Origin of the sequence: Desulfobulbus rhabdoformis (genome assembly GCF_016919065.1) — a bacterium.
GTDB classification, from domain to species: Bacteria; Desulfobacterota; Desulfobulbia; order Desulfobulbales; family Desulfobulbaceae; genus Desulfobulbus; species Desulfobulbus rhabdoformis.
This window is the reverse complement of sequence record NZ_JAFFQA010000046.1, coordinates 18152-40713: the sequence shown is the minus strand read 5'-3', so window position 1 is coordinate 40713 and position 22562 is coordinate 18152. Positions and strand designations below refer to the sequence as shown.

The 22562-nt window shown below is 50.6% G+C and carries 19 protein-coding genes; 16 read left to right on the top strand and 3 right to left on the bottom strand.

Annotated elements, in window-relative coordinates; all coding sequences use genetic code 11:
- On the top strand, positions 1-235 hold a 235-nt coding region (locus tag JWJ90_RS18770), incomplete at its 5' end, for a hypothetical protein (RefSeq protein ID WP_205228759.1).
- A gap of 173 nt (positions 236-408) precedes the next feature.
- Here JWJ90_RS18770 and JWJ90_RS18765 read toward each other — a convergent pair.
- Positions 409-759, bottom strand: a complete 351-nt coding sequence (locus JWJ90_RS18765) for a hypothetical protein (protein ID WP_205228757.1) — start codon at positions 757-759, stop codon at positions 409-411.
- Between the two features lie 655 nt (positions 760-1414).
- On the opposite strand from JWJ90_RS18765, the gene ltrA (JWJ90_RS18760) reads away from it, so the two are divergent.
- On the top strand, positions 1415-2737 hold the full coding sequence (gene ltrA / locus JWJ90_RS18760) for a group II intron reverse transcriptase/maturase (RefSeq protein ID WP_420828924.1): 1323 nt from the start codon (positions 1415-1417) through the stop codon (positions 2735-2737).
- Positions 2738-2830: 93 nt separating this feature from the next.
- On the opposite strand, the gene JWJ90_RS18755 is transcribed toward ltrA (JWJ90_RS18760), so the two are convergent.
- Positions 2831-3628: a hypothetical protein gene (locus JWJ90_RS18755; RefSeq protein ID WP_205228754.1), complete on the bottom strand. Its 798-nt coding sequence runs from the start codon at positions 3626-3628 to the stop codon at positions 2831-2833.
- A 596-nt stretch (positions 3629-4224) separates the two neighbouring features.
- Between JWJ90_RS18755 and ltrA (JWJ90_RS18750) the strand changes: the two genes are divergently transcribed.
- Positions 4225-5547, top strand: a complete 1323-nt coding sequence (ltrA, locus tag JWJ90_RS18750) for a group II intron reverse transcriptase/maturase (RefSeq protein ID WP_420828923.1) — start codon at positions 4225-4227, stop codon at positions 5545-5547.
- Between the two features lie 94 nt (positions 5548-5641).
- Here the strand turns inward: ltrA (JWJ90_RS18750) and JWJ90_RS18745 are convergent, their stop codons facing one another.
- Positions 5642-6751 (bottom strand): PIN domain-containing protein, encoded by a 1110-nt coding sequence (locus tag JWJ90_RS18745; RefSeq protein ID WP_205228752.1) that lies wholly within the window; start codon positions 6749-6751, stop codon positions 5642-5644.
- 918 nt (positions 6752-7669) lie between these two features.
- Here JWJ90_RS18745 and JWJ90_RS18740 point away from each other — a divergent pair.
- The 13 genes from JWJ90_RS18740 to JWJ90_RS18680 all read left to right on the top strand — a co-directional run bounded on the left by JWJ90_RS18740 (position 7670) and on the right by JWJ90_RS18680 (position 22495).
- A complete protein-coding gene (locus tag JWJ90_RS18740; RefSeq protein ID WP_205228751.1) occupies positions 7670-7909 on the top strand; it encodes a hypothetical protein in 240 nt (79 codons plus the stop codon).
- Positions 7910-8027: 118 nt separating this feature from the next.
- Positions 8028-8318, top strand: a complete 291-nt coding sequence (locus JWJ90_RS18735; protein WP_205228750.1) for a hypothetical protein — start codon at positions 8028-8030, stop codon at positions 8316-8318.
- Between the two features lie 281 nt (positions 8319-8599).
- The gene (locus JWJ90_RS18730) at positions 8600-10555 is read left to right on the top strand and encodes a proton-conducting transporter transmembrane domain-containing protein (protein WP_205228749.1); all 1956 of its coding nucleotides are present in this window, start codon (positions 8600-8602) and stop codon (positions 10553-10555) included.
- Positions 10556-10586: 31 nt separating this feature from the next.
- Positions 10587-11504, top strand: a complete 918-nt coding sequence (locus JWJ90_RS18725; protein ID WP_205228748.1) for a respiratory chain complex I subunit 1 family protein — start codon at positions 10587-10589, stop codon at positions 11502-11504.
- Complete coding sequence (locus tag JWJ90_RS18720) at positions 11501-12151, top strand: hydrogenase (protein WP_205228747.1); 651 nt, start codon at positions 11501-11503, stop codon at positions 12149-12151. The genes JWJ90_RS18725 and JWJ90_RS18720 overlap by 4 nt, the downstream gene beginning before the upstream one ends.
- 4 nt (positions 12152-12155) lie before the next feature.
- Positions 12156-13580: a proton-conducting transporter transmembrane domain-containing protein gene (locus tag JWJ90_RS18715; protein ID WP_205228746.1), complete on the top strand. Its 1425-nt coding sequence runs from the start codon at positions 12156-12158 to the stop codon at positions 13578-13580.
- Positions 13573-15093 (top strand): hydrogenase large subunit, encoded by a 1521-nt coding sequence (locus tag JWJ90_RS18710; protein ID WP_205228745.1) that lies wholly within the window; start codon positions 13573-13575, stop codon positions 15091-15093. Before JWJ90_RS18715 ends, JWJ90_RS18710 begins: the two co-directional genes overlap by 8 nt.
- 17 nt (positions 15094-15110) lie before the next feature.
- Complete coding sequence (locus tag JWJ90_RS18705; RefSeq protein ID WP_205228743.1) at positions 15111-15860, top strand: NADH-quinone oxidoreductase subunit B family protein; 750 nt, start codon at positions 15111-15113, stop codon at positions 15858-15860.
- A gap of 1087 nt (positions 15861-16947) precedes the next feature.
- A complete protein-coding gene (locus JWJ90_RS18700; RefSeq protein WP_205228742.1) occupies positions 16948-18069 on the top strand; it encodes a hydrogenase small subunit in 1122 nt (373 codons plus the stop codon).
- A complete protein-coding gene (hybA, locus tag JWJ90_RS18695; RefSeq protein ID WP_205228741.1) occupies positions 18050-19045 on the top strand; it encodes a hydrogenase 2 operon protein HybA in 996 nt (331 codons plus the stop codon). Before JWJ90_RS18700 ends, hybA begins: the two co-directional genes overlap by 20 nt.
- The gene (hybB, locus tag JWJ90_RS18690; protein ID WP_205228739.1) at positions 19042-20193 is read left to right on the top strand and encodes a Ni/Fe-hydrogenase cytochrome b subunit; all 1152 of its coding nucleotides are present in this window, start codon (positions 19042-19044) and stop codon (positions 20191-20193) included. Before hybA ends, hybB begins: the two co-directional genes overlap by 4 nt.
- 14 nt (positions 20194-20207) lie before the next feature.
- A complete protein-coding gene (locus JWJ90_RS18685; protein ID WP_205228738.1) occupies positions 20208-21911 on the top strand; it encodes a nickel-dependent hydrogenase large subunit in 1704 nt (567 codons plus the stop codon).
- Between the two features lie 74 nt (positions 21912-21985).
- The gene (locus JWJ90_RS18680) at positions 21986-22495 is read left to right on the top strand and encodes a HyaD/HybD family hydrogenase maturation endopeptidase (RefSeq protein WP_205228737.1); all 510 of its coding nucleotides are present in this window, start codon (positions 21986-21988) and stop codon (positions 22493-22495) included.
- Positions 22496-22562: the final 67 nt, after the last annotated feature.

Genomic DNA, 22562 nt, shown 5'->3' with positions numbered 1-22562 from the left:
CGGTCTCCGTGATGGAGCAGAAGTCAGCAGAGGCCATAGTAGACAGGACGTCACCACTGATGGCAGTGTGGTGGCTGGAAACAAGCCCGGCATAGAGAGCCGGGAAGACTTACCCTGTCGAAGGGCCAAACTTGAAGAGGGGGATGTCTTTCCTCATGAGCTCCATATCGCGTTGAACCCGACCGGACGAGCGAACACAATGGGCGCGTCATGGGAATCAAGCTCTCCAAGATAGCCGCGGTTACTGCCGTCTTTTCAAAGAACTGAAGCTATCGATTGACCGGCCGCGGCCCGTCTCTCTTTGGGAACCGCCTGGTGCGGCCCTGCATGCCAGGTGGTGTGGAGGCCGGGGGAGAAAAACCCCCGGCTATCCGATTGGGCTATTAATGTATTTTATTATGGCCATAATTATTCTATGTGCCATTCTTGAATTTTATTTAAATTGTTTTCGTTCTTATAGTGGTTTCTAAGTTTAATTATTTCAACTCTGCTCAAAGCCTTCTTCATCTTGTAAAAATATACAGCACCTATGCTTAAATTTGCCTCGTGATCAATTCCTTCGATTTGATCTAAGCATTCATAAACGTTTTGTTCTGAGTCTCGGCTGGAAACGAAAAGTATCCATAAAATCTTTGAAATACTAATTGCAGTTCGTTTTTGGGTTTCATCTAAGGCTGATTTTGAAATTGGATATGAAAATTTATCAAATAGCTTTGATATTTCGGAGTCTGGCAATGCAAAATATTTTTTCTTCTTCATCTCTTATGTCTGTGTACTATGTAAATTTGTTTAGTTATGACTGAGGCCTTATTTCTATATATTTTGATTTATTTTATAATACATTTGTAAGATATATAGTGACAATGGTTGGTTGTTTCTATGCCCAACGTATTTCTCACCTGTTGGTGTGAAGCGCAGCGGAACACCGATCAGGTGCAGAAAATTGTGTACGCCCGGCATGGGCGTGATCTAATGGGGTGCAAGTCCCCTGTATGTAAACCCTGTTACTGTCGTGATGACAGGAACATAAATACTAGCCGAAAGCAAGGGCGATCTCGCGAGAGCTCGTCTGGAGGAAGCTGGAGCGCAAAGCTATGAGTCGACGAACAGAAACGGCATACAAGGCCGAGTCTCTGGGCAAGTCAGCACAACATGACAAAACCCCGGGTTTAGGAGATACGGTAAATGCCGCGATCGGAGTCTCCCGGTGGTCGCTTACCTGCATAATGAAAGATCACGTCCTTATCCGGGGAGGCCTGTCCGGTATGCGGTCCAACTCCCGTTGGAAAGCGCCATGCATGGCAACATGTCTGGTTCCCGGGCAGGAGTCAGCCGAGGTCATAGTAGTTCGTTGCCAGCGGACGAAGGACCGAACCCAGAGAAGGGAAAGGGCCCGTCATGCTCGACCAGTGCGATGAACCCGACCGGGGGAGCAGTTGGTCGGCGCGTTGACGGTAAACCCAATCCCGATGAATACCTGTTGGAGCGGATTCTCTCCCGGGCCAACCTGAGTGAGGCCTGGAAACGGGTCAAGGCCAATCGTGGAGCGCCGGGTGTGGATGCCATGCCCATAGACGACTTCATGGCTTATGCTTGGGAACATTGGCCAGGGATCCGTTCCTCCATCTTTGCAGACAGTTATAAACCTCTACCGGTCAAGAGGGTGGAGATCCCAAAGGCAACCGGGGGCACGCGTCCCCTGGGGATTCCCGCTGTCCTTGACCGCCTGATTCAGCAAGCTATTGCTCAGGTATTGGTGCCGATCTTTGATCCCAGCTTTTCGGAGGCCAGCTTTGGCTTCCGTAAGGGGCTGTCACCCCACGATGCCGTGTACCAGGTCCGTCATTACATCCGCGAGGGATACCGCGTGGCAGTAGATTGCGACCTGGCGAAGTTTTTCGACACGGTGGAGCACGATGTGCTCATGGCTCGAGTCGGCAAAAAGGTGCGCGACAAGCGCGTCTTGAAGCTGATCGGCTCATACCTGCGAGCGGGAGTGGTGATAGGTGGCCGCCTTCACGAGACCCGCAAGGGTGTTCCGCAGGGCGGTCCACTTTCACCGCTGCTCAGCAACATCCTCTTGGATGAGCTTGACAAGGAATTGGAAGGGCGAAGCCATTTTTTTGCCCGCTACGCCGATGACTTCGTCATTTTGGTGAAAAGTCGGCGGGCAGGTGAGCGGGTTATGGCTAGTGTCAGCCGGTTTCTGGAAAAGAAGCTCAAGCTCAAAGTCAACCAGGAGAAGAGCAAGGTGGCTCACACCAACGAGATCACCTTCCTTGGTTTTTCTTTTACGGGCGCCAAGATTCGCTGGTCGGACAAGGCCTTTGTGCGTTTCAAGCAGCGCATCAAAGAACTGACCGGACGGAGTTGGGGCGTTTCCATGGAGTATCGAATGTTTAAGCTGGCCGAGTATCTGCGCGGCTGGATGGGCTACTTCGGGACATCGGAGCTATATCGACCGATACCCGAGCTGGACCACTGGCTGCGACGCAGGGTGCGCATGTGCTACTGGAAGCAGTGGCGGTATTGCCGCACCAAGGTTCGCGAACTGACCAAGCTCGGCACCTTCCTGTATACGGCTATCTCGGTCGGTTTGAGCCGGAAAGGCCCATGGAGATTATCCCGCACCTTGGCGACCCATTCAGGGATGACCAATCAATGGCTTGCGGAGCAAGGTTTGCTTTCTATCAAAGATCTGTGGGTAAACATTCATTACCCGGCTACGGCTCGGTAGCTCATGGGAACCGCCTAGTGCGGACCCGCATGCTAGGTGGTGTGGGGGCTGGGGGAGAGATTCCCCCGGCTACCCGATTGGGCAAATAATATTTTATAGTTTGTTTAATTCTTCGATTTCATGAATTTTATATTTGACATACTGCGCTATTCCCAAGATCACATTTTCACTTAATCCTATGCATTTTTGGATAAATTCATCCGTAAGGTAAAAAATCCACGGTTCATCGCCGATTGTTGAAAAACTTATCCAACTTTCAGGCCACCTTTCGTTTTTAGTTCTGCTGTAAAATTTTTTTCGTTCTTCGATTGGCCATTCTAGCCCACAATGAAACATTTTATTTCGGTAAGAAAATAGTACTGTCAAAATTAGTTTAGTATCAGATGGAAGGAAAGATTTCAGACCTACTGCATCAGATAATTGCATGATACCTTCTACAATGTTCGGATTCTGATCTCTTGAGCCATTTTTCCAGGTGTAATGACAATCCCAAACTTCTGTTTCATTAGATTTCCAACGGACATGATCAGTTGGATGCTGCGATGTTTCGTAGAATACTGCTTTAATACCATAAAATACTTGATAAAAGAGTGATTCAATAAATGGTGCCAGCATACCAATAGCAGACATGCTGTGCGTTGCACTTTGGTAAATTGAAGAATGAATTTTTTCGCCTCTCTCATCGTTTAGATATTCTAAATATTCTGCACTATGATCCTTAAAATTATTTTTTAAATATTGTGTAATCTCTTCAATACTTTTTTCTGTAACTTCAATCTGTTGTTTGTGAGTGGCTAATAATTCTTTAATAAATCTAAGTTGAGCATCATAATCAAGATTTGGTAAGACTATATATGGTAAATATTCTAATTCTTCTTGATTTTCATTCATTTCAGTAACGTCATTTTTTGTTTTGTATTAGATTAGCTATTTTGAATAGCCCAACGTTGAGCTAACCTGCCGCACCAACAGCCTTCGCGGAAAACGACTCCCGTTCACGCGGTCAGGTTGAGCGACTTGTGTACGCCCGGCATGGGCGTGATCTAATGGGGTGCAAGTCCCCTGTATGTAAACCCTGTTACTGTCGTGATGACAGGAGCATAAATACTAGCCGAAAGCAAGGGCGATCTCGCGAGAGCTCGTCTGGAGGAAGCTGGAGCGCAAAGCTATGAGTCGACGAACAGAAACGGCATACAAGGCCGAGTCTCTGGGCAAGTCAGCACAACATGACAAAACCCCGGGTTTAGGAGATACGGTAAATGCCGCGATCGGAGTCTCCCGTGGTCGCTTACCTGCATAGTGACAGATCACGTCCTTATCCGGGGAGACCTGTCCGGTATGCGATCCAACTCCCGTTGGAAAGCGCCATGCATGGTAACATGCCTGGTTCCCGGGCAGGAGTCAGCCGAGGTCATAGTAGTTCGTTGCCAGCGGACGAAGGACCGAACCCAGAGAAGGGAAAGGGCCCGTCATGCTCGACCAGTGCGATGAACCCGACCGGGGGAGCAATTGATCGGCGCGTTGACGATAAACCCGATCCCGATGAATACCTGTTGGAGCGGATTCTCTCCCGGGCCAACCTGAGTGAGGCCTGGAAACGGGTCAAGGCCAATCGTGGAGCGCCGGGTGTGGATGACATGCCCATAGACGACTTCATGGCCTATGCTTGGGAGCATTGGCCAGGGATCCGCTCATCCATCTTTGCAAACAGTTACAAACCATTGCCGGTCAAGCGGGTAGAGATCCCGAAGGTAACAGGGGGCACGCGTCCTCTGGGGATTCCCGCTGTCCTTGACCGCTTGATCCAGCAAGCCATCGCTCAGGTGCTTGTGCCGATCTTTGATCCTGGCTTTTCGGCGGCCAGCTTTGGCTTCCGTAAGGGGCTGTCGCCCCACGATGCCGTGTACCAGGTGCGCCATCACATCCGCGAGGGATACCGCGTGGCTGTCGATGCCGACCTGGCAAAGTTTTTCGACACGGTGGAGCACGATGTGCTTATGGCTCGGGTCAGTAGAAAGGTGCGTGACAAGCGCGTCTTGAAGCTGATCGGCACCTATCTGCGAGCAGGAGTGGTGATAGGTGGCCGCCTGCACGAGACCCGTAAAGGGGTTCCACAGGGTGGCCCACTTTCACCGCTGCTCAGCAACATCCTCCTGGATGAACTCGACAAGGAGCTGGAGGGGCGCAGTCACCGTTTCGCCCGTTATGCCGATGACTTCGTCATTTTGGTGAAGAGTCGCCGGGCGGGTGAGCGGGTCATGGCCAGTGTCACCCGTTTTCTTGAAAAGAGACTCAAGCTCAAAGTCAACCAGGAGAAGAGCAAGGTGGCTCATGTCAACGAGATCACCTTTCTCGGTTTTTCCTTTACGGGTGCCAAGATCCGTTGGTCGGACAAGGCTTTTGTGCGTTTCAAACAGCGCATCAAGGAATTGACCGGACGGAGCTGGGGTGTCTCCATGGAGTATCGAATGTTCAAGCTGGCTGAGTATCTGCGCGGCTGGATGGGATATTTCGGGATATCGGAGCGGTATCGACCGATACCTGAACTCGACCATTGGCTGCGCCGCAGGGTGCGCATGTGCTACTGGAAGCAGTGGCGCTACTGTCGTACCAAGGTTCGTGAGTTGAGGAAACTCGGAACCTTCTTGCATGCGGCCATCTTGGTTGGATTGAGCAGGAAAGGCCCTTGGAGATTATCCCGCACCTTGGCGACCCAATCGGGAATGACCAATAAATGGCTCAAAGTTCAAGGTTTGCTTTCTATCAAAGATCTATGGGTAAACATCCATTACCCGGCTACGGCCCGGTAGCTCATGGGAACCGCCTAGTGCGGACCCGCATGCTAGGTGGTGTGGGGGCTGGGGGAGAGTTTCCCCCGGCTACCCGATTAGCAAATATTTTATTTCATTGTTTCATAAAAACGCTATCTATTGAAAATTCCTCAACAGCTTCATTATCGATATCAAAAATGAAGTTTGATGAGTAATAGCAACGGGGAAATGCAAACAATATAACTTCATCATCTAAAAATTCTGGATTAAAAAATTCTTTTTCCAATTGACCTTGATTTTCGTAATAATCGGCTAAAGAAAATCTCAATTGAATAGTGCAAATCCTAAGATTATACAAATACTCAATATACAGCCTCCCCTCTTCGATTCGGTTACAACTTATAACTTCTGGATCTTCTAACCCTTCGAATATCTCAAAGTAGTATTCCTTTACAAGTTTAAGAATTTCTGTGGAATATCCAGCTTCTTCGAATATTTCACTAAACTCTTTAAGAGATAAATCGTTCATGTAATTTCTGGAATGGGTTTCAAGAAACTCTTCAAATATTTCACCAAATCTTTCTTCAACTTCTTGAATATCATCGTGCTGAAAAGAGTGCAAACTTTCTTTGACGTTAGATTCAATAAATGCTTTTAAAGAATTACGAACCGTAAAATTATTTTTGATATCATAGTTCTTAATGTCTTCTATTAGATCTTGATGTAAGTAGAATTCATTATTTTTTGATTCAAAAAAATCTTTAGAATTATTTGTAATAATAACAATTTCGTCTTCAATAATATTATTATTAATATAATCTAGCAGAGAGAGCCATATTAAAGTATCACGATATCCTTTTTCTTTTTCACGAAATGGTTTTTTAGCATTCAATGCATTTGAAAATATTTTTCTTTGATCGACATTTTCATAGCCTATTAAATCAACATTGTTCAAAACATTATTAGCTATTTCAAAAAATTTATACTCATCGTTTGGAAATTGATCGATATCTATCTTGAAAGACTCAAAACAAAAATTATTTGCACTTCTTACAGCCTTTTGAACTTCCTCTCGTACATTTTTCAACTCTGTTCTATATTTATTTTCTACCTCTTCACAAATGACTTTTGGTAATAAAATACGTGCATCAGTGTTCTTTATGTAATTGGAGAATATTTGAAAATGCGCACTTCTTAAATACCAGTTATTGAAAAATATGTTTGTATCTATGAAAATGTGCATTTTATAAATCCTATTGCTAACCAGTAATTATCCGGAAGACTGAAATGAGTATCCCTCAACGGACCTCTCACCTTATGGCCAGTCTTATGCATATTCGAAACATATAGTAAAATTAAACATATATGGCATATTTATAAAGACATGCCCGTATTCCCCATCTTCCGGGTAACACCACCAAAAATCATATTACCCCCAATTTTTCCTCACGATACCGGAGCCCGTTATGCTGGTTGTACCATAGCAGTAAATCTCTGATTTTCGGAGTTACGATATTTCCAACTTATACGTACCTTCTTCAAACTCCTTATGTGTCTAAAGTCAGCAGTTATCAAAAACCAGTTTTTCTGTATCGTCAATGAGTTTGTTTTTGCAAAACTTACTTAAATTCAATGGGATATGATTCTGCTTCGAGCTTAAGTGTAACAACGTGGTTGCTCATTCCTCCCTATTGTAGCCTGAGGCGCTTGGGGTAATTGGTAATGGGGAGAGGTGATTTGGGGCAATATGCCTCACCGGGGCGCATTGCCCCGATTCCTTTTTTTAAGAGCCAGAGAAGGGCGAATGCTCTCCTGATCCAGCCTTTTTGCCGGGTTGGCTAACCATTTCATAGTTTATTCTTTCCCTGCCGGGGCATCCTGCCCCAACTCATCACTACTGCCTGTTCAAAATCGAAAACGTGGAGGCAGAACTTGTTTTATTTGCTCAAAAGGACGTATAAAATTTGGTCTGGCTTCAATGCTTTAATATGGCTACTTTCCATTTATTTTCAATCCGTTCACACGGTTTCTCCCTTTTTTGAAGAGTGCGTACCTGTCGCCACGTTGACAAAAAATGCACCTCCAATCCATTTTAGGAATACCAATTGCTATATCTGTTTTGAGATCCGTTCCACCATTATATTTCCGTGAAGAGGTGTCAGTGAGGATTGTTATCGGTATCACGCAAGATCGAAAAAGGATGCGGCAACTGCTTACAACCTATGCAGGCACAGAGGAAACACTGACGGAAATGGGGCCTTTCCTCTCTAAGGAGGAGGCGCAGAACTGGATGCAGTTCCTTGAAAGCAAAATAGCAGGGTGTCGAGAGATTCCACCGGAGCAGGGCGAGAGTGAGGACTTGCTCTGGTACGGGTTTACCTTTGAAGAAGGAACTGATTGATTCGGTCAACCTGGATCGAGGAGTAGATTGTTGCGGTTGGGAGGAGTTGTAGCAATCGGAGCATGGCGCGTGCAACAGCATACGCTTCCATGTTCCACTTCATTTGAGGAGAGTGGTCATGAAATCTTGCGCAGGAATTACACAGCACGTTGAAATGGCAGAGCAATACATCGGCAAAACGTTTGAGCCACAGAAAGGGCTTGTCTTTGTTGGACCGTTTCATACCGCAAAAGAGGCTGCTCGCTGGTTGTCCTTTATGGTGGCACAGCGGAGTGGTGCCTGCGAGGTTGACCTGCCTGGCTACTGCATTGATTCCAGCCCCTGGTACGGGGTGATTTTTCAATCAGCTAAAGAACTTGATGGTTTTGAACCCATGGAAGAGCAGTTCCCTGTTGTAAATGGGCATTGATATACGCGGCTCAGAGCGTCTGATCAAATCTTTCTGAGAGGGAAGCGCTTGGGGCCATTGCTGGATTAGAACAAAAATTTTTTAAGAGAAAAAACTGCAAAGCGATGCAGGCAACCGTTCTTGTTGAGCGTGCACCGGGGTGAAGGAGGATGGAGTCATTATGAAAATATAAGGCAGTGGTTTGCGCGGGGAACTCATGGAACTGTATCGCTTGCTTAAGCTTTGCAGTTGCCAAGAGAACACCGTCATAATGTCGTAATTCAAACCGTTTACGAGGACCGATGGAAACGCTTTTGCTTTCGCTAGCAGTTGTGCTTGCTGCAGGAATACTTCCTTTGTTGGCCAACCGCTTGTTCACGCCAATAAAGGCCTGTTACGTTGTATTGACTCTCCTGGGATGTGGTTGGGGTATTTATAGCCTCTGGCCGCTTATGCAACTCTCAGTACCTGCCACCTACACCGTGGCCTGGTTGCATCCCTTCGAGCTCAGGTTTTCCCTGGACGCTCTCTCTTCCTTTTTTCTCATTCCCATTCTCTGTGTCTGCCCCTTGGCTGTTCTTTATGTCTTTCATTACATGGATCATAAAGAAGAACGCCAGCGCATCGGAGTGCATCTGTTTTTATTCAATGTGCTCGTGGCGGCCATGGCCATGGTTGTCCTGGCCGGGAATATGATCAGCTTTGTGCTTGCCTGGGAGATGATGTCCATCTCCTCTTTTTTTCTGGTCCTGCATGAATACGAGGAGAAGGCCACCCGGAAAGCCGGATATATCTATCTACTCTTCACCCAGTTGGGCGCGCTCTGTATTTTTTCAGGCATGGGCGTGGGCTTTGCCTTTACCCAGGTGCTTGATTTCTCTGCCTTGGCCAAGCTGCCGGAAACCGCGAAACTCTGGATGTTTTGCCTGATGCTCTTTGGTTTTGGTTCCAAGGCCGGTATCTTTCCTATTCATATCTGGCTGCCTTATGCCCATCCCGCAGCGCCCAGCAATACCTCGGCGGTGATGTCCGGCGTGATGATCAAGATGGGAATTTACGGAATTGCCCGCTTTTATGGCCTGCTTGAGATCTCTTCGCCGCTTGCCGGTCAGATTGTGCTTGTCTTCGGTATGATCTCCGGTGTGCTGGGCGTTGTGTATGCCCTGGGCAAGCAGGATATCAAAAAGCTTTTGGCCTACAGTAGTGTGGAAAATATCGGTATCATTCTCATTGGTTTTGGTGTGGGGATGATCGGGGCTGCCGAGGGTAATCTTCCCATGGCCATCTTTGGCTTTACCGGTGGCTTGCTTCATGTACTCAATCACTCCATCTTCAAATCACTGCTCTTTCTCGGGGCTGGTGCGGTGGCCAAGCAGGCCGGAACCCGGAAGATTGATCTTCTGGGCGGGCTGATGAAGCGTATGCCCCTGACCGGAAAAAGTTTTCTCACGGGTTCTGTCGCCATCTCCGGACTGCCTCCCTTTAATGGTTTTGTCAGTGAGTTCCTCATCTATGTGGGTGCCTTTTATGGCCTGCAGCTGGGTGGGGTGCAGTATGTCTTTGCCATGCTGGCCATCCTTGCCATGGCCCTGATTGGTGGACTGGCCGCCGCCTGTTTTACCCGTATTGTGGGCATCGTCTTTTTGGGCGAGCCACGCACCGAGCGGACCGCTGCAACCCAGGAATCCGGCTGGACCATGACCCTGCCCCTGATGCTCTTGGCCTGCTGTTGTCTGGTGATAGGTCTCTGGCCTGAGCCCTTTGTCCAGGCTGCGTTCAGGGCCTATGGGGTGATGCAGGCAAATCTGCAGCTCGATCCTGCACAGCTTTTGGAGATCACCGGCAAGATGGCCTTGGGCGCACGCATTTTCTTTGTGCTCTTTCTCGCCGCCCTGGTGTCCAGAAAGCTGCTTTACCGGGATAAGGTTGTGGACAGTGGTCCTACCTGGGGCTGCGGATTTACCCAGGGCACTGTCCGGATTCAGTATACCGGTACCTCCTATGCCCTCTCCATGGTGGAGTTTTTTCGGCCCGTTGTGCGCCTCTCTGCCCACTACACCGGTATCAGCAAAATTTTTCCTGCCAATCCCTCCTATGAGACCCATGTCGATGATGTTGCCGAGCAGGCCTTGAACAGCGGTCTGGTGACTCCGGTTCAGTTTGTGCTCAGTAAACTGCGCTGGATTCAGCACGGTCATATCCAGCTCTACATTGGCTATATCATTATCGCTATCCTCATTGCGCTCTTGTGTATCTGAGAGAGGCTGAGAAATTATATAGGGGGTTACTATGGCATCATTTCTTTCATTGCTTCTGGCGTTGGCTGCAGCGCCTCTTTATCCGGGTATCATCCTCAAGGTAAAGGCCTTTTTTGCCGGAAAAAAAGGGCCGCCACTGCTCATTAAATACTATACGTTGTGGAAGCTTTTGCAAAAAGGTTCGGTCTACTCCACCTCCACAACCTTTGTCTTTAAGCTTGGGCCGGTGGTCTCCTTTGCCGCTGCTGTCTTGCCCTTGCTCTTTTTTCCCTTTGCCGGCAATGCGTCCCTGTTCTCCTTTCATGGGGATGTGGTCCTGATGCTCTATGTCATGGGGATGGGCCGGTTCTTTACGGTTGTCGCCGCCCTGGATACCGCCTCGCCCTTTGAGGGGATGGGCTGTGCCCGCGAGGTCTTTTTCTCGACCCTGGCCGAGCTGACGCTTTTTGCCATTCTCATTTTGTTTTACCGACTCTCGGGCTCGCTCTCCATGAGCAGCTTTTTCAGCGAGGGCAATACGCTCACCCTGGCCGGTGCCTCGGGTGCACTTATAGTCCTGGTGATTGTGGCCCTCTTCATGGTGCTTCTGACAGAAAACTCTCGAGTGCCGGTGGATGATCCTGCCACCCATCTTGAGCTGACCATGATCCATGAGGTTATGATCCTGGATCACAGCGGGCCGGACCTGGCCCTGATCGAGTTGGGCGCCTTTTATAAGCTCTTTTTCTATGCCGCCTTCATCATTCAGCTGCTCTGTCCGTTCTCTCTGCCGCTGAGCCTGTTGAACATTATCTTTTTCTTTATCCTTCTGGCGCTGGTCTATACTGCTGTGGGGGTAATTGAGTCGATCATGGCTCGGTTCAAAATGAACCTTGTGCCCAAGTTTATTCTCACCTCGTTTGTTCTTGGCTTCTTTGCCGTCATACTCACCATGGGGGTCTTGCAATGATCAATTTTCTTGAAGTCATTCTCGTCTTGATTCTCTTGACGGTGCTGCTTTCGCTGGGCTCAACCCGTCTGGTGGCTCTGGTGCGTATCATGGCCCTGCAGGGAGTGCTGGTCTCTTTGACTCCCCTCTTGCTCAAAGGGCACGGGCTTGCCAGTCTGGGAGCGGTTGCCTTTTATGTGGCCATGCTTGCAATTAAAGGTGTGCTCATTCCCGCGATGCTGATTCGGGCGGTGAAATCGGTGAGTATTCAGCGGGAGATCGAGCCTTTTGTCGGCTACCATGCCTCAATTCTTATGGGATTGATCTTTCTTCTGTCTGCTGTGTTTATGACCAACTCCCTGCATCTCTCCCTGCCCGAGGGGCGTGCGTTGATCCTTATCTGCGCGGTCACCACCATGGCCACCGGCCTTTTCCTGATGCTGGCACGTAAAAAAGCCATCACTCAGGTTATTGGCTATCTCATGTTGGAAAACGGCATCTATCTGATCGGTAACGCCCTGAGTCAACATCATAGTCTGTACATTGTTGAGTTTGGAGTACTGCTGGACCTGCTCGTAGCTGTCATGGTCATGGGGATCATCCTCACCAATATCAACCACGCCTTTGATGACGTCGACACGACTCTCCTGGGACAATTAAAGGATTGAGACGATGCTAGAACTGATATTTTTACTGCCCTTTGCAGCTGGAATTGCTGCCTTTATCCTGCCAACTGTGCTTGGCAGGGTTTTGCTTCTGGCTACGGCGATAGGACACCTGACCCTGGGGGTATTGGGCTGGACTGGCCGCCTGACTCCTCTTTTTGAACATTTTTTTGGAGCCTCACCGGAAGGATTGCTCATTCTCATGGTGACCTCGTTCATTTTTACCTGCATCGCCATTTACGCCTTCTCCTATGCAAAGGAGTCTGAGCTGGGGGCGGAACGTGTCTTCAGTGGCTGCATGCTCTTCTTTCTGGGGACCATGTCCATGGTGACCGTGGCCGAGCATCCCATTGTCCTCTGGATCGCCATTGAGGCGACCACCCTGGTCAGTGCGCCGCTGATTTATGTCCACCGTTCGCAAAGAGCCCTGGAGGCCACCTGGAAGTACGTGCTTATCTGCTCCGTGGGTATTGCCCTGGCTCTGCTGGGGAGCTTCTTTGTGACCCTGGCTCTGGACATGGTCGAGCTCCACGAGCCGCTCTCCTTTGCCCTGTTGAACAGCCTGGCTACCCAGTTGGATCCAATCTGGCTCAAGGTGGGCTTTTCCTTTATCGTCATCGGCTTTGGCACCAAGATGGGCCTTGCGCCCATGCATACCTGGCTGCCCGATGCCCATAGCGAGGCTCCGAGTCCTGCATCTGCGTTGCTTTCCGGTGCGCTGCTGAATTGTGCCTTCCTGGGCATCTACAAAGCCCATATCCTTATGGTCAATGCGGGCTTGGGGGAATTTTCCGGGAACCTGCTGGTGGTCTTCGGGCTCGCCTCCATGGTTGTCGGCGGTATCTTCATCTATAAACAGTCCGACTATAAACGCATGCTGGCTTACTCCAGTATCGAGAATATGGGCATCATCGCCGTTGGTGTGGGTGTCGGTGGGGTAGGGCTCTATGGCGCCTTTATTCACCTGATCCATCACTCGTTGATCAAGTCCTCCCTTTTCTTGAGCGCCGGAAATATCCTGCTGGCCTTTGGCACCAAACGGGTTGAGCAGGTCCAGGGGCTGATTCGCTCCATGCCCAAGACCTTTGTTTCCTTCCTGGCGGGCTTTGTCGGTATTGCCGGTCTGCCCCCTTTTGGTTTGTTCGTCAGTGAGTTTCTGATCATCGTAGCCGCTGTGCGTGGCCACTGGTATCTCAGTGTGGCCATCTTTGTGCTGGCTCTTGTTCTGGTGGTTGCCGGTGCCGGTCGAGTGGTTATGGGCATGTCGTTTAACGAGGGGGATGCACCCAGTGGAACAGGGGAGAAATTTGTTCGCCTTGCGCCTGCCTATGTGCTTTTGCTCGCCTCGGTGACGCTCTGTGTATGGATGCCTGAATCCATCTACACAACCATTCTTCATTCAATTCAAGCAATTGGTGGTTTCCATGGATAAGATGCTCAAAATTACAAACGGTCAGGCCGTGCCCCGGGCATCGATTCCACGGGTGGACTTTGCGGAGTTCTCCGCTGCCTTGACCGAGTTTGTTGCAAACGATGGTTTTGTGGTGCAGATGTTTGCCTACCAGGAGGCGGAGAAAACCCTGGTACTCGCAGTGCTTCGCAACACTGAGTTGTATGTCATCAGTACAGAGGTGAGGGAGAGTTTTCCCTCGTTGACCGCGAAAGCCAGTGAGAAGTTTCACCTTTTTGAGCGGGAGATCGCCGAGCAGTACGGGGTACGCCCCGAGGGGCATCCCTGGCTGAAGATGGTACGCTATCACGCCAACGCGACTGGTGCCGACGATGTATTCGGCAACGACTACAGCGTGGATATTCCCGGTAATTACGAGTATTTCCGGGTGGATGGCGAGGCGATCCACGAGGTGGGCGTCGGGCCGGTGCATGCGGGTATTATCGAACCGGGCCATTTTCGTTTTCAGTGTGCCGGTGAAGAGGTGTTGCACCTGGAGATTCAGCTGGGCTACCAACACCGGGGGGTTGAGCAGATGCTGCCCTCCATGCCGATGAAGCGCATGCCCATCATCTGTGAGGCCATTGCCGGTGATACCGCAATTGGGCATAACCTCTGCCTCTGCCAGGCGATTGAAGCTCTGGCAGGGATGCAGGTGTTGCCAGGGGCCAGTATCACCCGTTGCATTGCCCTGGAGCTTGAGCGTTTGGCCAACCATATAGGTGATCTTGGTGCTCTGAGTGGCGATGTGGCCTTTAACCCGCCTGCCTCCTATTTTGGTCGGATCAGGGGCGAGTTTTTGAATCTTCTCCAAGTGCTCTGCGGCAATCGATTCGGCAAGGGTCTGGTGCGTCCCGGTGGGGTTGCCCATATCATGGGCCAGGAGCAGCGGCAGTTACTCCGAGATAAGCTTGAAGAAATCACACCCGAGATTGAGCATGTCTGTGATCTGCTCTTTACTGCCCATACGGTGGTGGCCCGATTTGAGCATACCGGCACGGTCACCAAGGAGATGGCAACGGATCTGGGGCTGGTCGGCTATGCCGGAAGGGCCTGCGGGCTGGCCTATGATGCTCGAATAGCCTTCCCCACCGAGTGCTATCAGGATCTGCCCGCTAACGCCAACAAGGTGACCGATGGCGATGTCAACAGCCGTGCCTGGGTACGGCGAGAAGAGGTGATGCATTCACTCGGATTGATCAATCTCCTCTTGGCCAAGCATGAGGCCCTGGAAGAGGAGGAGCAGGCTGTGCAGGCACGGCAAGTGAACCTGGCGGCGGACGCCTTTGTGGTGACAGTGAATGAGGGCTGGCGCGGTGAACTCTCCCACGCAGTGCTGACAGATAGTGAGGGGAAGGTTGATCGGTATAAGATCAAGGATCCCTCCTTTCATAACTGGACCGGGTTGGCCATGTCACTTCGGAACCAGGGGATCTCTGATTTTCCGCTGTGTAATAAAAGCTATAACCTATCCTATTGCGGATTTGACCTGTAATTTCGGAGGATGCCGACATGCTCAAAGTAATCCAGAATAGAATTGAACAGGGCTGTAAGACCTCCAGCTACCCCAAGGAGCCGATCAATCTCTACCACCGCTATCGTGGGGTGCCGATTGTCGATCCGGACTGCCCCACGGAGATTGTCCAGCAGTGTGCGGATATCTGCCCCCAGGAGGCCATTGATGTCGAGGCAAAAACCATTGATATCGGTAAATGTACCTTTTGCGGCCACTGCGAGGTGGACGGCGAAGGAAAATTTGTCCGTTTCAGTGAGGATTTTGGTCTGGGGGCCGCCAACAGAGAAGACCTGATCACTCAGGGAAATTTGCCTGATCTTGCGGCTCATGCCAAGCAGGAGTTTAAAAAGCTCTTTGGTCGCTCCCTGCAGCTGCGCCAGGTTTCGGCTGCAGGCTGTAACAGCTGCGAGGCCGATACCAACGTTTTGAATACGCCGTTTTTTGATCTCTCTCGCTTTGGTATTGATTTTGTGGCCTCGCCCAGGCATGCAGACGGTATTCATGTGACCGGGCCCATTTCCTTGAATATGAAGCAGGCCCTGCTCGATACCTATGATGCGGTGCCTTCTCCAAAAATCGTCATTGCCAGTGGTTGCTGCTCCATCTCCGGTGGGCCTTTCTACGGCAGTGATGCGGTGGTGGGCGACTTGAACAGCATTATTCCGGTTGATTTGTATATACCGGGCTGTCCGCCGCACCCCCTGACCACACTGCACGCCTTGCTGAAGTTTTTTAAAGAAAACTAAGGCCGTTCCTATAAGTTGGGGGAGCTTCACCTCCCCAATCCTTTGCCCCAAAGGCCTTTTTTGGTCTTTGGGGCTTTTTCTTTCCTCTTTTTGTGTTTGCTCGTTGAAGCAGCTGAGGCAGGCACGTCTGTTTTTTCTTCTCTCCTCTCTATTGTGCAAACGCACGGCATTCTGTTGGTCGAGATTCTCCCTAAGATTTTTTGATACCCATTTCGTGGCAGTCTTTGAAGAGGCTTTTTTGTTTAAAAATGACGTTAAAACAGAATGATGTGAGGTTGGGCTCTCTTTCCGTCCTGTTTAATCAAGGCTCACACGCTAGGAGAAGGATTCTGTGCTGTTTGTGCGTTGTGCAAAATCACCATTTTGTCTGGAGATATTTTTTTTAGATCGCTTCTCGTTGTCGGAAACATGGTCTTCTCGTTGTTGTATTTACGGAGTTGCGTGCCTTTCTGTTTTTAATTTTTCAGATAAAAACAAGGGGGTATGGGCATGCTTTGCGTCCTTTTTTTGACTGCGGTGACCCTGTTGGTAGCAGTCTGATATATGCGATTGATCAGCAGGAGTGATTCGTTCAGTGCAAAAATAATGTGTAAAATGTGCGAAATGTGTTATGAGCTTTCGGCCAGGTGGATCTATGCTTTGCTCTGCGACCAGAGGGAAAAGTGCAATTTGAAAGTAGGCGCATTTATGAAGAAAAGTACGATTATTCCGAGCAAATCATGCCAGTTGCCTTCGTGCTCAGAGAAAAAGATACTGATTGGTGTTGTGTTGCTGTGGGCGCTTGCGGGGTGTCAGTCGAATGAATCGTGCAAAAAAATACTCAATGCCAAGTGTATTCAGTGTCATTCCGCTTCAACAAGTTGTGCGAAAGTGTCTAAGGGTAAAAAGCAGTGGTTCGAGACAATTGACGCCATGGTGAAACTCGGGGCAGACGTCTCGAAGCAGGAGCGCAAGACGCTTGCAGAGTGTCTCAGCAACCCGTCGGGAACCGACGTTGAGCATACCTGTAAGTAATTCGGAAGCAATATCGCAGTGGGCACCCCAGTGAATTGCGGTGTCGACCGTGCCGCTAATCAGGAGAAAGTGTATGAAACAGAAAGAGTTCGACCAAGTTCAACAACGTTTGGGTGGAGTCTCCCGTAGGGATTTCATGAAATTTTGTTCGGCTGTGGCAGCAGGTCTGGCCCTTCCAGAGGCTGTGACCCCTAAAATTGCCCATGCCATTACCAGCCCGAACAGACCGCCGGTTATCTGGCTGCACGGTTCAGAGTGTACCGGTTGTTCCATGTCCTTACTGCGATCCGAGCACCCCTCACTTGAGAAATTGATGCTGGACCTGGTTTCCCTTGACTTTCATGAGACCCTGTCTGCAGGTGCCGGTCACCAGGCGGAAGAAGCTCTGGAGCATGCCGTTGAGGCCAATTACGGCAAGTTTATCCTTGTCATCGAGGGTGCCGTTCCTTTGAAAGACGGCGGTATTTACTGCCGTGTCGGTGGAAAAAACTTTGTTGATGTTGTCCGTGAAATCGGACCCAAGGCTGGGGCCGTCATCGCGGTCGGCTCCTGTGCCTCCTGGGGTGGCGTCGCTGCCATGGATCCCAATCCGACCCAGTGTGTTGGTGTTGATCAGGTCCTCAAAGAAAAACCGGTCGTCTCTATTCCCGGTTGCCCCCCCAACCCCTACAACCTGCTTTCAACCATCATCCATTACCTGACATTCAATAAGCTGCCCGCCCTGGACAGCGAAAATCGGCCCAAATTCGCCTATGGCCGCCTTATTCATGAGCATTGTGAGCGTCGTCCCCATTTTGACAACGGTCGTTTTGCCCGTGCCTTTGGTGATGAAGGCCATCGTCAGGGATACTGCCTCTACTACCTCGGATGTAAGGGACCGGTTACTTATGCCAATTGCTCCACTTCTCAGTTTGGCGACGCCGGTTCCGGTTGCTGGCCCGTTGCTACCGGACATCCCTGTTTTGGCTGCGCCCAGAAAGGCGTCGGCTTCAACATGCCGCAATTTTCCACCAGCCCGGTCCTTCATCAGACCCCGGCTGCCGAGCATGCGCCGATCAATGTTGAGCGGCCTGATGCAAAAACTCCCGGTTCCGTGGGCTTGATGGCTGGTCTGGGGGGCGCCGCACTCGGTGCTGGGGCTGTGTTTGCTGCAAAACTTGGGAAGGGGTCTCAGCATGAAGATGAAAAGGCGTGATTTTCTCAAAGGAGCTGCTGGTGGCCTGGCGCTCCTGACCCTTGACGGTAAGGTGGTTGACGCCCGCATGGTCGAGGCGCTTCCCCCGGATGCACTGGGTATTCTTTACGATTCAACCCTGTGCGTGGGCTGTAATGCCTGTATGTCGGCTTGTAAGGAGGCCAACAATAAAAAGCCGGAGATGCACGGCGACCAACAGCTCTGGGATAAACCCCAGGATCTCTCCGCCTCCACACTTAATATTATCAAGCGCTATTCCAGCGGAACCGGTGAGCATAAAGACCAGGAAGAAGACGGCTACGCCTTTATCAAGCGCCAGTGCCTCCACTGTGTCGATCCTTCCTGTGTGACCGCCTGTCCGGTGAGTGCCCTGGCCAAGGATAAAGAGACCGGTATTGTCACTTACGACAAAGATGCCTGCATTGGCTGTCGGTACTGTCAGGTGGCCTGTCCCTACAACATACCGAAGTTTGAGTGGGATGATTTCTATCCGGAAATCGTTAAGTGTCAGCTCTGCTCGCACCTGATCGCTCAAGGCGGCATCTCTGCCTGCTGTTCCGTCTGCCCAACCGGCGCCTCGCTTTTTGGGCCGGTGGCCAAGCTGCGAGAGGAAACACGAAGAAGGTTGCAGATGAAGCCGGGCAAACGCTACAAGTTTCCGGTCTCCTCGATTGATTCCGGGAAGTGGCATGAATTCGAGGCGCCCAAATATGAGCGTCACGTCTACGGCCAGGATGAACTCGGTGGAACCCAGGTCATGTATATGTCTGCGGTACCCTTCGAGAAATTCGGTCTGCCCAGCTTTCCCAAGGAATCCTTTGTTTCCATGGCCAGTGGTATTCAGTACGCCATCTATAAAGGTATGGTCTACCCGCTGGTTGTTCTCGCCGGCCTCATCTTCATGGCGAAGAAAAATAAAAACAGTGAAGAGGCTGAGCAGTCTGCATCCACGCACGATCAAGGAGAAGACGCATGAGTCATGAACCAAAAGCGTTGGGCGGGCGCATTTTCACGCCCACGTTCTGTCTCTGTATATTTATTGTCGTCATTGCCGCCTATTTTGCGGTGAAACGACTGATTTTTGGAATCGGATCCGTCACCAATCTCAATGACGGCTACCCCTGGGGTATCTGGATCGCCTACGACGTTGTTGTCGGTACCGCCTTTGCCTGCGGCGGTTATGTTATGGCGCTCTTGGTCTATATCATCAACAAGGGGGAGTATCATCCCCTGGTGCGTCCGGCGCTGCTGGCCTCCATGTTTGGTTATACCCTGGCCGGTGTTTCAGTCTTTCTCGATATCGGCCGTTACCTCAACGCCTATAATCTCTACCTGCCCTGGCAGATGAATTTTCACTCGGTCATGTTTGAGGTGGCCATGTGCATCGGTACCTATATCTTTGTGCTCTGGCTCGAGTTTACTCCTGCCTTTGTCGAGAAATGGGGCCTGAAAAACTTTGGTAAGAAACTCAATAAGGTAATCTTTGCCATCATCGCGCTGGGCGTATTGCTGCCGACCATGCATCAGTCGTCCCTGGGAACCATGATGCTGATGGCTGGCTACAAACTGAATCCCCTGTGGCACACCTCGACCCTGCCGCTGCTCTTTTTGTTGACCGCCATTATCATGGGCTTTTCCATGGTGGTCTTCGAGGCAACCATCTCCTCTCGTGTGTATGAACTGGGCGATGAGACCTCCATGCTCTCCAAGATCGCGCGTATTATGACCTACGTGCTCGGCTTTTATCTGGTTATCCGTTTCCAGAACGTTTTTATGCGCGGCCATATGGTTGATGCCTTCTCCGGTTCCTTCCTGGGTAACATGTTCCTTTTGGAAAACCTGCTGTTGATCATCGGACTGGTTATCCTGGCCTACCCGAATTACCGGAACAATCCGCGACTGCTGTTCATCGCAGCGACCTGTGTTCTCGTTGGTGGCTCTCTCTACCGTTTCAATACCTATATCATCGGGTTTGATCCGGGCAACGGCTGGAAATACTTTCCTTCCGTCGGTGAGCAGATGATCACCTACGGACTGATCGCCTTTGAGATCGCGATGTACACCCTCTTTGTCAAAATTTTTCCGGTCTTCAGTGTGCACGCACCCGCTGAGTCGAACCATTAAGGAGTTAGAATATTATGTCCAAGCAAATTGTCATTGATCCTATTACCCGTATTGAGGGGCATCTGCGCATTGAATGCGCAGTGGATAACGGTCAGGTGGTAGACGCCTGGTCAACCGGTACGATGTGGCGCGGTATTGAAACCATCCTTAAAGGCAAGGATCCGCGTGAGGCCTGGTTGATCGCCCAGCGTATCTGTGGTGTCTGCACCACAGTCCACGCCATGGCATCCGTTCGTTCGGTTGAGCATGCACTGAAGATGGATATCCCGGTCAATGCCCAGTACATCCGGAACATGATCGTTGGTGCCCACTGTCTGGCAGACAACATCATCCACTTCTATGTACTCTCCGCCGTTGACTGGATCGATATCGCCTCTGCCGCCCTCAAGGCTGATCCGCGCAATGCTGCCGCTCTTGCCCAGAAACTCTCTCCCTGGAAGCACAACAGCTACCAGGAGTTCAAGCAGGTGCAGGATAAACTCAAAAAATTCATCGAGTCCGGCCAGCTCGGTCCGTTCTCCAGTGGGTATTGGGGACATCCGGCCATGCAGCTCCACCCCGATGTCAACCTGATCGCAGCCGTTCATTACTTCCAGGCCCTGGAGTACCAGCGCAAGATCAACAAGGTTGTGACCGTGCTTGGTTCCAAAACTCCACACATTCAGAACCTGGCTGTTGGTGGTGTTGCCAACCCCATCAATCTCGACAGCCCGGCCACCCTGACCATGGAGCGTCTCTACTACCTCAAGACCCAGATGGATGAGGTTCGTGACTTCGTTGAGCAGGTCTACATGGTGGATGTGGCCACCATCGGTGCCATGTATCCTGAGTGGTGCACCTACGGTAAGGGCAACGGCAACTACCTCTCCGTTCCTGAGATGCCGATCGATGAGAAAGGACTCAAGTTCGCTATGCCCGGTGGTTACATCAAGGCCGGTGACATGGCTTCTTTCCGTCAGATTAGCTCCGCACGTGACCCGTACTTTGAGGACAACGTTAAAGAGTCGGTTAAACATTCGTTTTATCAAGGCGACTGGACCATGCATCCCTATGTCGAGTCCACCGAGCCGAAATTCGGCGATGCCGATCTCGATGGCAAGTACTCCTGGGTTAAATCACCTTCCTTTATCAACGAGCCGGCCGAGGTTGGCCCGGTGGCCTCTGTCCTGGCAATGAATCTGGCCAAACATGCACCTGCGGTTAAATACACCAAGCAGATGCTGGAGACCATGTCCGGCATCGGTAAAACCCCGTACGATATGGATATTCTGCCTTCTACCATGGGCCGTCATATCTCCCGCGCCATTCGTGCCGCCGTCGTTCAGGACAACATGGCCGAGCAGTGGAACATGCTGATCACCAACATCGAGACCGGTGATTGCAGCACTTTCAACGAGCCCGTTTTCCCCGAAGGCGAGCAGCGCGGTGTTGGTATCCACGAGGCACCCCGTGGAACACTGTCGCACTGGATCGTTATCGAGAACGGCAAGATCCGCAACTATCAGGCCGTTGTGCCTTCTACCTGGCTGGCCTGCCCCCGTGGCACCAACGACGAGCCCGGTTACTACGAGCGCTGTCTGGTGGGCAACCCGGTTGCCGATCCGGAAAAACCGCTCGAGGTACTGCGTACCATTCACTCCTTTGACCCCTGTATGGCCTGTGCGGTGCACATGCTGAACCCCAAAGGTAAGAAATTGTCCTCTGTGAAGGTTCTCTAATTCCATTGGTCCGGCCCTCCACGTCCCTGGCAGCAGGAAACGAGGAGGGCCTTCCTAACTAGGAGGAAACAGTTATGGAGCAGCAAGAAAAATCAATCGGCATCATGGGGCTGGGTAACCTGCTTTTAGGCGATGAAGGCTTTGGCATTCATTGTATCCAGTATCTGGAAGAGCACTACCAGCTGCCTAAAAATGTCGAGGTGATTGATGGCGGTACCGGCGGGATTCTGCTGGCCCCGTTCATTGAAGAGCATGATGAGCTCTGGGTGATTGATGTGGTCGATTTGGAGGATGAGCCCGGATCGGTCCACTATTTTACCGATGTGGATGTGCGCTCCGGTGATATTCAGACCCGCATGTCTCCCCATCAGATCGGCATGCTCGATATTCTCGATATCTGCCGAATTCGTGGCAAAGTCCCCCAGCGGGTCCATTTTATTGCCGTGGTTCCCGAGAGTTTGGATGCGGGCATGGAGTTGACGCCCCTTCTTCAGGGGCGCATTCAAGATGTGCTGCAGATTCTGGCTGAAAAATTAGGTGAGGAAGTTCCGTTGACTCCCATTACCTATGCTCAGGCTGCATGAGTTCCTCGTCATATTTTTTTTACCCAGTAGAAGACTCCCTGCTTCTAGGGTAATATTTCTCCTTGTG